This is a genomic window from Occallatibacter sp., from assembly GCF_049802275.1.
Classification (GTDB): Bacteria; Acidobacteriota; Terriglobia; order Terriglobales; family Acidobacteriaceae; genus Telmatobacter.
The window spans coordinates 1-10,598 of record NZ_JBARMD010000277.1 but is presented as its reverse complement, the minus strand read 5'-3'; the positions used below and the strand labels follow the sequence as shown (position 1 = coordinate 10,598).

Below are 10,598 nucleotides of genomic sequence, written 5' to 3'. Positions count from 1 at the left end.
GCCTTCCGCAACAACGCGAGCGGAACGATAAGGGTGCAGCCATGCGGGCGTAAGCCCAGAATCTGCAGGGAAGCGATCGAAATAGATGGTGCGCATCTGGAAGCGCGAGATGACTTGTTCGACGACGCCTTTGAGATCATGGAACTCGACAGCGCGCGTCGGATGAAGCGAGCTTTGGTCGGGAATTGAGCCGACTGCACCAAAGGCGAGTGCGGGGCGTTCTTCGACTTTTTCGGTGGTGCCGCTGAACACGGTGCCGAGTTCGAAGAGGCGCACGTCACTGACGTCGCGATGGAGATTGCCTGCTACGGCAGAGAGAATGCCGGGGACGAGCGAGGGATGGAGCACGCCGGCTTCGTCGCTGAGCGGATTGCCTACGGGAACGACCTGGCCGGGGACGGGCGCAGTGAGCGCCGCATCTGCGGCAGAACAGAAGGTGCTGGCGATGGATTCGTGGAATCCAGCGGCGAGCAGAGTATGGCGGACGGTGGATTCGGCTTCAGCCCACGGCAGGGCCTTTACGCCTTCGCCGAACGTGGGAAGAGTGTTGGCGAAGCGGTTGTAGCCATAGACGCGTGCGACTTCTTCAATGAGGTCTATTTCGCGTTCGAGATCGAGGCGCCAACTAGGGAGTGTGGTGCTCCACACCTTGCCTTCTTCGGAGGAACTCTGTGGCGAAGTGAGGGTGCAGCCGAGGCCGGTGAGGGTGGCTTCTACGAAGGGCGCGTTGATGCCTTGCTTGTCTTCAGTCTTGCCGAGGATGCGACGGACTTCGCTGAAGGCGAGGGTGATGGGTTGGCGATTGGCGGTGCGGGCTTCCCACGCGGCGACGCGGATGTCCACGAGTTCGCCTTCGATGTGGCCGGTGTTGGCGAGCAAGATGCGGGTGACAATTGCGGATGCGACGGGAGCAGCATTAAAGTCAGCGCCGCGTTCGAAGCGATGACTGGCGTCGGTGTGCAGGCCATGACGGCGCGCGGTGCGACGAACTGCCATTGGCTCGAACCACGCTGCTTCCACGAGGACGTTTTTGGTGTCGGGGGTGATCATGGTGTCCCAGCCGCCCATGACGCCGGCAAGGCCGAGTGGCCTGGCGTGGTCGGCGACCACGAGGTCTTCAGGATCGAGGGTGCGTTCGACGCCGTCGAGGGTCTTGAGTTTTTCGCCTTTGCGAGCGCGGCGTACGATGATGCCGCCTTCGATCTTGTCGAGGTTGAAGGCGTGGGTGGGCTGGCCCATCGCGAGCCACGCGAAGTTGGTGGCGTCAACGGCGTTGGAGATTTGCTTCTGCTCGAGGAGGGCGAAATAAGTGGAGACTTCCGCGCCGGGGAACCAGTCGCGTGAGTTGCCGATGCTGATGTTGCGGAGCACGCGAGCGGTGAAGCGGCCACAGGCGTCTTCGGCTTCGATGCGTACCGAAAATGGATGGGCTGCGGGACCGGCGGCGGGAAGTGTCGTGTCGAGCGGCTTGAGTGCAACGCCGTAGATGGTTGCGGCTTCGCGGGCGATGCCGTAGTGGTTCATGGCATCGACACGGTTCGTGGTGATGTCCATCTCGTAGAGGGAGCCGTTGCCTGCGCCGAGGTCGAAGATACCTTCGACGGCGATGCCGCGGAGGGTGAGGTCTTCGGCAAGTTGGGTGTCGCTGATGGCGAGTTCGGGTAGGTAAGATCTCAGCCATTTTGTCAGAATCTTCATTGCTCTTTTCTTAATCTCCTAGCGAGTTAGCCGCGCTGCGCGCGATCGCGAGTTAGCAAGTTAGCGTGGTTCTTTCTCGAGTACGCCTATTAATCCATTGATTAGCTTCGCCACTTCGGTCGCCAGTTCGATAAGCTGGTTCGCTGTCTCTTCGTTCAGGAACTTGAGGCTTCCCGCTAGTTCAAGCTGCGTTTGCAATTCGTTTAGAGAGCCACGAGCGACGCTGAGAGATTTGCGATTTTCTGAATCGGTCAGCCGACCATGGCCTTCTGCGATGTGGCTTGCGGCGTTGATGGCGGATCGACGCAACTGCATGCGCAATCCAAATGTCTCTGAATTTGGGAATTCTTCGGTTTGTGCATAGATCTGGCGCGCTAATTCCATCGCCTTTTGCCATGCGATCAGATCCCGGTAATGTCGTGTCCTGGTCATCCACTAACTCGCTAACTTGCTTTCGCGAAGCGCTAACCTGCTACGCAAACTGACTAAGGAACCTCATATCACCGGCGTAGAACTGGCCGATGTCGCTGATGCCATACTTCATCATGGCGATGCGTTCGACGCCCATGCCGAAGGCGAAGCCGCTGATCTTTTTGGGATCGTAGGCAGGCTGTTTTTCCCGGGCGAAGGCGAAGACTGCAGGATCGACCATGCCGCAGCCAAGCAACTCGATCCATCCGGAGTGCTTGCATTTGCGGCAGCCCTTACCGCCACAGAAAATGCAGCTGATCTGGACGTCGGCCGAGGGTTCTGTGAAGGGAAAGAAGGATGGAAAGAAGCGTGTCTTGACGGACGAGCCGAAGAGCGCCTTCATGGCGTGGTCGAGCGTGCCTTTGAGGTCGCTGAAGGTGATGTTGGTGTCGACGCAGAGACCTTCTACCTGGTGGAAGATGGCCGAGTGCGTGGCGTCCTGCGCTTCGTTCCGGTGCACCTTGCCGGGGATGACGATGCGGATCGGCGGCGGCTGCTGCTCCATGGTGCGCATCTGCACGGGAGAGGTGTGGGTGCGCAGGAGGAGACGGTCGCGCTGAGAGCGGCGTTCCTGATTGGCGACGACAAGCGTGTCTTGCGTGTCGCGCGCCGGGTGGCCGGGTGGGAAGTTCATCGACTCGAAGTTGTAGAAATCGGTTTCCACTTCGGGGCCGACGCCTACGGAGTAGCCGAGCGCCGCGAAGACTGAGACGATTTCATTCATCGTGCGGGTAATGGGATGTTCGGCTCCTGTGAGGCGGCGTGTGCCGGGAAGCGTGATATCGATGGCTTCGGCGGCGAGAGCTGCATCGCTGGGGCCCGAGCCGGATGCGTGATCGATGAGGCTCTCGACGAGTTCCTTCAGCGTCTTGAAGCGCTCGCCGACAGCTTTCTTTGCTGCGGGCGGAGCGGCCTTGAGCCAGCGTGCAGAGACGTCGTTGAGGCGGCCTTGTTTGCGGCCTACCCAGCGGAGGCGGAAGGCTTCGAGATGGTCGTTGCCGGCGATGGCGGCGGCTTCGTCGGTAGCCTGTCTGGCCAATGCGGCAAAGGCTTGATCGAGAGCGGAGTCGGTGTACTCCGGCAGATCGGGAATATCTTCGTTTGTCATTGCGAAAACCAAGAATATCTCATTGAGGAGCGTGGGATTGAATGGGAGCGAACAGCAAACGGCCCGAAGCTAAGCTCCGGGCCATGAGATACAGCTGAATGCAGCGCCGGTGCCTTAGGCGGCTTTTGTGCTGCTGGCGAGAGCGGCTTTCGCCTGCTCCACCAGCTTGGTAAAGCCTGCGGCGTCATGCACGGCGATGTCAGAGAGGATTTTGCGATCGAGTTCAACGCCGGCCTTCTTCAGTCCGTTGATGAACTGCGAATAGCTTGTGCCGTTGAGCTTGGCGGCGGCGGAGATGCGCACGATCCAGAGGGAACGGAACTGGCGCTTCTTCTGTTTGCGGCCAGTGTAGGCAAACTTGAGGCCACGCTCGACGGCTTCCTGGGCTGCCTGGTAGAGCTTGGATTTGGTAAGGAAGTATCCGCTGGCCCTTTTCAGGATTTTCTTGCGGCGGTCACTCCGCTTGGTACTACGTTTTACGCGGGGCATTGGTGTTCTCCATTTTGCGTTCGTTGGTCATCGCGGCTGGAGGCAGGAGGCCATGACTTTTCGGTCTGGCGTTAAACCTCTTCACTCGCTCGTTCAAGCCTGAATCTCTCGCCGGTCAGGACGCATTTCTTATCGGCGGGGGCCTTTATGTTCTGGCCCATCTGCGTTTGTGGCGATCCTCTTATCCAAAGGATTGCCGCACGCAGTGCTCAGGCGTAAGGAATCATGCGCGCTACCTTCGCGTAGTCACCATCGGATACAAGCACCATCTTGCCGAGCTTGCGTTTCACTTTTGGCGATTTAGACGAAAGGATATGGCGCGTCTTGGTCTGGTGCCGCTTGATTTTGCCGGTACCAGTCTTGCTGAAGCGCTTTTTCGCGCCCGTATGGGTTTTCAACTTGGGCATTTTCTTCTCGTTTTGGACGGGGTTTGGTAACCCACACCCATGGCCTCGCGGAACAGGGGCTTCCCTGCCCCTGAGAGGCTTTGATAAGTATACAGGAAATAAGCCTCTAACACCTACATATTGCTCCCGGTCAGCAAGCGGTCCGGCACGCATTAGAAGGGCTATTCGTGTTGATAAAGCTTTGCCTTCTCAACATTTACCTTGCGCGCATCAAATCTCCAATAGCTCCCCTGATCGTTTTCATCGCCGTTCAGACGGCGGCCGGGAACCCACTTGCCGTCTTCGAATGTTCCTTCGTCGATGGAGGCGATGGCGATGCGCGGGCTTGTCGGTGAAGTTTGCGCAAAGCTAACGCGAAAGCCCCGGCCGGCTCCGAGAAACTCATCGAGACCGGTGGCCATGATCAGGCCATAGCCGGAGTCTGCATGGTGGCCGAATATCTCATCGATACCGACGTGTAGCGCAATACCGTTCAGGGTGAAGTCGGCGGTGGGGTGTTGCTTGTCGAGGACGAAGCCGTGGACGTTGCCTGAGGCCTGGTGTTCGAGCAGGAGTGGAGCAAGCGAGCTAATGGCTCGATAACTGGTGGAAAGGTCCTGCTTTGGATCCATGTCGTCTTCGATCGCGAATGGCGAGAAACCGAATCCAGCTTCTTCGCCAACGGCGAAAAAGACGTTTTCCGCACCGGGCGTGCCGCCTCGAGTCTCCGGCATGAAGAGCGGGTTTCCGTCGCGGTGATACTGGCGACACCAGTAGACAAAGTCCGGCGCATAGAGGTCGGGCGCGTAGAAATCGATTGCGTTACCGGCGGCACGCCAGATATCGACTACCCACGGCTCAGGACCACCACTCGGAAAGCTGCCTGGCTGCGCGTCGTTTTCGGCAAGCCAGGTGTTCACATACATCGGAATGTTGTAAGCGGATTTGCCAGCAGCGGTGACGGCCTGGACAAATCGAGCGTAGTGCCACGCCATGAAAATCTCGTCGGCACGGGTGGTGTTGCCGAAGATTTCGGGCCAGGTGCCGGAGGTCTTCGCGCCGTTTGCATCCCACAGTTCGCGCAGGCGCGGATAGAGCGTGTCGTGGTGGGCTTTGAGGTAGCGCGTTAGTTCGGCGGGAACCGGCGAGTTGAATACGCGGTCGGCTTCGGCGGAGCGATCTCGTGAGTCGCCGAGGACGCCAACTTCGTTTTCAACCTGGATCATGAGCACGGTGTGGTCTTGTGCGTCGACCTGCTGGATGTGCTGCATGAGCGCGGTGTAGGCGCGGGCGTCGGCCTGCTGCGTAGTGGAAGATGCGGGGCTGAGAAGTTCGATTTCCCTGCCCTTCACGACGACACGCGGGAAGCGTTTCGTATCCTGCTTTACCCACACGGGGGCATAGCTGGACATGCCGTTTTTCCATGAGGCTAGCCAGAGGAAGACGATGCGCTCGTGGGCTTCACGTGCCTGAGCGAGGAGACCATCGACGAGCGTGAAATCGTACTTGTTTTCGATGGGCTCGACGAGTTCCCAACTTAGCGGGGTGACGACGGCGTTGAGGCCCATCGCGGCGAGTTGCGGCCACAGCGGCTTCATGTAAGCGAGGCTGGACGAAGATGAGTTGTGGAGTTCGCCGCCGAGGATGAGAAACGGCTTGCCGTCGACGATGAGTTGCGTGGCGGAGCCGCGTTTCTCGAGGTGCGGGGCGGCATTTGTTTGTGCGGATAAACTGCCGGTTTCTAGGCCGGCAAGGAGCAGAAAGATAGGCAGCGTGCAACGCGGGATTCGCATGTCGAGGGGAGAATAGCACGCGGCACAGCGTGGACCTGTGATGGGCTTCAAGTGGCAATCTGCCACAACGGTTTGGCATTCGTGCTTTCCCACCCATGACTGTGTCATGGATGGGGAACAAACTCTCATCTCACGTTTACATCCCTCACTGTTTGGCAGGCGCTGTCGATGGAGGCGGTGTTGCGGAGAACGCTGCGGTAATAAAGGTCACGATGCGCTGGCGGGCGTCGTAGCCATGCCAGGGTTCGGGCGAGGGGTGGCCGAGCATGCCGATGGCGAGCGGGCCGTGGTTCTCACGCGGATAAGTTACGAGTTCGACGGGGACACCTTCCTGACGAAGAGCGCGATACATCTCCTGGGCCTGGCCGAGAGGGTCAGTGGTGTCGCTTTCACCTTGCAGGATTAGGAACGGCGTTTTAGCGTGGGCAACGTTGGCGAGCGGACTTTGACGCCACGCGTCGTTCATGTGCTCCCACGGCTTGCCGAAGTACCAGCGGTCGTACCATGAGCCGCCTTCGGTTCCGTATTCGCTGAACTGATCGATCACCGGCGCGCCGCTGATGATGGCTTTGAAGCGGTCGGTTTTGCCTTCGACGAAGCCGGCCATCTCGCCGCCGTAGCTGTAGCCCATGAGCGCGAGCTTCGTCGGGTCGATCGGGTAGTTGGCGAGGACGTAGTCGACGCCGGCCATCACGTCCTGATAGTCGCCACCGCCGAGATCGTTCTTGTTAGCCGCGGCAAATTTGACTCCGTAGTTGGAGGATCCGCGTGGATTGGGGCGCAGGACGGCCCAGCCGTGGCCGATGAGAAAGTCGACGAAGGGATCGTTGCGGTCTTCCCATGCACCGAACGGTCCGCCGTGGACATCGACGACGAGAGGAACTTTTGCGGAGCCGGTGTCGGGCGGGAGATAGAGCAGGCCTTCGATGGTGAATGGGCCTGACTTCCAATGCACGAGTTGCGGCGCGACGGTGCGCAGATTTGCGGGACCGAGGGTCGGAGTGGGAAGCGGGGTGCAGGGATCGCCTAGTTTGGAGGCATAACAGAGCTGCATGGGGTGGCCACCGGAGTCGGCGAGCCAGACCCAGCCGGTCTGCTTGCGATTGGTGTTGAGGCCGGAGATGACTGCGGCCCCGAGGTCGATGGGAGTGGGCTGCGCTTTGGCGTCGAGAGCGATGCGGACGACGGTGTTCCGCGTGCCTACAGCCGCTGGCGCAATGAAGGAGCCGTCTGGCGTGAAGTATATTCCTTGCGCACGGAGCTGGCCGTTGAATCCGCGGGTGAGATTGATCGGCTTTGCATCGGGCGTTGCAGCCAGAAGATAGAGATCGTCGTAACCGGGAGGCGCGTCCTGAGAAGTGGAAGCAGCGAAGACGATGGATGTGCCGTCGGCATTCCACACACCACCGCCAACGCTTGTGGGGACATAGGCGAGCCTGGTGGGCTTTGCGGGAGCGGCGGCATCGACGATCCATGCCGCGCCGGCAGGACCGAGGTCGGAGGCATCGTTGGGTGGTTCGATGATCACGAGGAGCTTGTCGGCAACAGGAGACCACGTGGCGCCGCGGACGTCGGGCGGGAGATTGACCTCGTTGAGTGAGCCCTCAATGGTTCCGTCAGGCTTGAACGCGGCGAGGTAGATACGGGTCAGGTGTTTCTCGTGGTTGACCCAGGACGCGTCGATTTTGGCTTCTTTCTGTTTTTTCTCGCCCGGGGTTTCGGGGTCGTGGGCCCAGAGCGCGAGGTATTTGCCATCGAAGCTGATGGAGAAGCCGGCGACGTCGATGGTCTGCGGTTCCTGCTTTGCGTTGGAGGGCTTCTTGTCGTCTTTCTTTTCGCTGGACTCGGGAGCGGGCGGTGGGTTGATGGCGTCTTTGTCTTTCGAGACGTCTACCGGAGGCAGGATTTTGAAGTCGTATGGAGAGGCTTCGCCGCCGCGCAGATCGAGACGGAATAGCTGGGTGTGGTCGCCGCGCTTGGCTAGGAAGAAGATGGCGGAGTTGTCGGGCGCCCATTGCGCGTTGTGCTCTCCGCGCTTGTCGGCGGGTGGAGAGAAGGTGAGTTGGCGGGGCTTGTCGGCGCTGGTGGCGGAGGCTGGAACGATCCAAAGATGGCTGGCGGCACCGTCCGCGGTAGCGTGGGTGAGAGTGAAAAGCACCTGTTTGCCGTCGGGGGAGAGGATTGGGGAGGAGAGCGCTTTCAGGTGGCGCAGGTCTTCGTTGGTGGGAAAATGCAAAGTCGTTGCCGAAGGTGCGGGAGTGGGGCCGGATTGCGCGGCGGCGTGGAGCCAAATTCCCGCGGAAACGAAGCAGACAAGAGGAAGAACCAGCGTTCTGAATCGGAGCATGGCGTCAGAATACAACGGCGAAGAGAAAGTTAGAGGGCTTAGCAGCGCTTCGCGCTCTTGGCGGAGCTAGCTTGGTTCATGAATCAGCGATTTAGCGCGCTTAGCGCTTAGCGGGTCAGCCGGTTGGTGGATTTCTGCGGCGATCGAAATCTTCACTACTTGTTGGAATGAAAGAGGCCGCCTCGCTGGGCGGCCTTCGATCAATTTCAAGCTGGCGCTTACTGTGCCTGCGGAGGTGCGGGCGGACGGGCTTGCTGTGGCTGCTGTGGCGGCGCAGGCGGCTTGGGTTTCTGAGCTTCAGGGCGCTTGTTGGGCGCGATGATCGCGTGCAGGATGGTGCCTTCCATGCGGGGCATGAACTCGACGACACCGGTTTCGCCGATGTCCTGAATGAGGCGATTGATGATGTTGTAGCCGAGATCACGATGGGCCATCTGCCGGCCGCGGAAACGGAGACTGGCCTTGACCTTGTCGCCGCCCTGCAGGAACTTGACGGCCTGATTCTTCTTGGTCTGGTAGTCATGCTCGTCGACGGTGACAGAGAATTTGACTTCCTTGACAACGATGATCTTCTGCTTTTTCTTGGCGGCGCGTTCTGACTTTTCCTTCTCGTAGAGGAAGCGGCCGTAGTCCTGAATGCGGCAGACGGGAGGGATGGCGTTGGGTGAGACCTCGACCAGGTCGAGACCGCGCTCACGGGCGATTTTGAGCGCTTCAAAAGGGGCCAGTATTCCCATTTGTTCGCCGTTTTCGTCGATCACGCGGATTTCGCGGGCGCGAATGCGATCGTTGATGCGGATAAAAGACTTAGCCGAGCGTTTATCGAGTGCGATGGTACATCCTCCAAAGGTGTCGGGCGCCTTGATCCGAAGCGTTGCGGAGTTCTTGCACGGCGCGCGAACGCACCCTGAGTATAGCACTGGTTCGATGCCTGAGCAGACCGCAGCGCTATGGATTAAAAGGCGGTTTCGAAGATGGGTTGGCGGGAAATGGGGAGCGGCATGAATTGGGAATCGGCCGCGGAAGTGATGGAGAGCGCGGGCGATGCGAGGAGGGTGTTGTCGGCGGCGATGGCGGTTACTCGGATGCGGATGAGTTGGTTCGCTGGAAGAGCGGCCGAGAGTTCGACAGGGAGAAAGTTCTCAGTGAGGGCGGACGTGCGGCCGTTTGCTGCGAGGACAGGTTGAGTATGAAGGGTGATGGCTTCGAGTTCGGTGCCGACGAACTTTGCACGGTGCGCGCGAGTTTTTTGGGCAGCAAGAGAGCGGAGCGCGGCCATCCGTTGGTTGACGATGGCGGCGGGGACGGGTGATTCGGCGTGGAGAGTCCAGGCACGGGTGAAGGGGCGTGGGGAAAACGGGAAGAGGTGCAGGTAGCCGAAGGGGAGAGAACGGATGAAGTCGTGGGTCTCCTGGAACTCGTGGTCAGTTTCGCCGGGGAAGCCAACCATGACGTCGGCGCCGAGGGTGAGCGCAGGGCCGGCCGCACGGAGGAGCTGTTCGACTCTTTCAGCGTAGTGCCAGGGGCGATAGCGGCGATACATACGGCGGAGGACAGAGTCGGAGCCGGATTGGAGCGGGAGATGGGCGTGACGGGCGAGACGTGTTTCACCGTATTCGGGGATGAGAGCGATGAGGCTGGTGTCCCAGTCCATGGGCTCAATAGAGCTCAGGCGCATGCGGGGTAGGCTGGTCCGTTCGAGGATGGCGCGGACAAGCGCGGCGAGGGAGCGCAATCCAAATTGCGCGGGATCAAGATCGCGGCCCCAGCGGCCAAGGTTGATCCCGGAGAGGACGAGTTCGTGGCCGCCAGCCGAGATGAAGTTGCGAACGTGCGATAGGATCGACTCGGCTGAGAGGCTACGGGAGTTGCCGCGGGTTTGGGGAATGACGCAGAAAGAGCAGCGGTTCGAGCAGCCTTCCTGGATTTTGAGATTGGGGCGGGTCTGGAGGCCGGGGATGATGGGGGCCTCTTCGAGGAAGGAGTGCGCGAAGCTGTCGTCGGCCAATACCACCTGCGGTGGGGCTAACCCCCCTTGCGCCGCGCGAATCTGGATCAGCTGATTTTCGCGTGAAGCGGAAACAATGTCACCGCTCATCATCCTTAGCGCAATTTCAGGTGTGAGGGCTTTGTGGCTGTTGCCGATGACGGCGGAGACGCCGGGGATGGCGGCGAGTTCTTGAGGAGCGCGCTGAGCATAGCAGCCGGTGGCGATGATGCGGGCTTGGGGGTTGAGGCGATGGGTGCGGCGGATGTAGGCGCGGGCTTCGCGGTCAGCTTCGGCGGTGACACTGCAGGTGTTGACG

9 protein-coding genes are annotated in these 10,598 nt (G+C 60.1%); all 9 read right to left on the bottom strand.

The window, feature by feature from the left end; translation table 11 throughout:
• Positions 1-1,698 (bottom strand): phenylalanine--tRNA ligase subunit beta (locus WA354_RS09570; RefSeq protein WP_472812781.1); only part of this gene is annotated, 1,698 nt, incomplete at its 3' end.
• A 60-nt stretch (positions 1,699-1,758) separates the two neighbouring features.
• Complete coding sequence (locus tag WA354_RS09565; RefSeq protein WP_472812780.1) at positions 1,759-2,130, bottom strand: four helix bundle protein; 372 nt, start codon at positions 2,128-2,130, stop codon at positions 1,759-1,761.
• A gap of 40 nt (positions 2,131-2,170) precedes the next feature.
• On the bottom strand, positions 2,171-3,277 hold the full coding sequence (pheS, locus tag WA354_RS09560) for a phenylalanine--tRNA ligase subunit alpha (protein WP_472812779.1): 1,107 nt from the start codon (positions 3,275-3,277) through the stop codon (positions 2,171-2,173).
• 114 nt (positions 3,278-3,391) lie between these two features.
• Positions 3,392-3,766, bottom strand: a complete 375-nt coding sequence (gene rplT / locus WA354_RS09555; RefSeq protein WP_472812778.1) for a 50S ribosomal protein L20 — start codon at positions 3,764-3,766, stop codon at positions 3,392-3,394.
• A gap of 209 nt (positions 3,767-3,975) precedes the next feature.
• A complete protein-coding gene (gene rpmI / locus WA354_RS09550; protein ID WP_348264890.1) occupies positions 3,976-4,173 on the bottom strand; it encodes a 50S ribosomal protein L35 in 198 nt (65 codons plus the stop codon).
• Positions 4,174-4,334: 161 nt separating this feature from the next.
• On the bottom strand, positions 4,335-5,996 hold the full coding sequence (locus WA354_RS09545; protein WP_472812777.1) for a GH35 family beta-galactosidase: 1,662 nt from the start codon (positions 5,994-5,996) through the stop codon (positions 4,335-4,337).
• Positions 5,997-6,090: 94 nt separating this feature from the next.
• Positions 6,091-8,292, bottom strand: a complete 2,202-nt coding sequence (locus WA354_RS09540; protein WP_472812776.1) for a S9 family peptidase — start codon at positions 8,290-8,292, stop codon at positions 6,091-6,093.
• A gap of 218 nt (positions 8,293-8,510) precedes the next feature.
• Positions 8,511-9,212 (bottom strand): translation initiation factor IF-3, encoded by a 702-nt coding sequence (gene infC, locus WA354_RS09535; protein WP_472812775.1) that lies wholly within the window; start codon positions 9,210-9,212, stop codon positions 8,511-8,513.
• A gap of 35 nt (positions 9,213-9,247) precedes the next feature.
• Positions 9,248-10,598 (bottom strand): MiaB/RimO family radical SAM methylthiotransferase (locus WA354_RS09530; protein WP_472812774.1); only part of this gene is annotated, 1,351 nt, incomplete at its 5' end.

Excerpts from the sequence above, each read along its gene's own strand:
- WA354_RS09565 (WP_472812780.1), bottom strand. The coding sequence starts at position 2,130 with ATGACCAGGACACGACATTACCGGGATCTGATCGCATGGCAAAAGGCG.
- pheS (WP_472812779.1), bottom strand. The coding sequence starts at position 3,277 with ATGACAAACGAAGATATTCCCGATCTGCCGGAGTACACCGACTCCGCT.
- rplT (WP_472812778.1), bottom strand. The coding sequence starts at position 3,766 with ATGCCCCGCGTAAAACGTAGTACCAAGCGGAGTGACCGCCGCAAGAAA.
- rpmI (WP_348264890.1), bottom strand. The coding sequence starts at position 4,173 with ATGCCCAAGTTGAAAACCCATACGGGCGCGAAAAAGCGCTTCAGCAAG.
- WA354_RS09540 (WP_472812776.1), bottom strand. The coding sequence starts at position 8,292 with ATGCTCCGATTCAGAACGCTGGTTCTTCCTCTTGTCTGCTTCGTTTCC.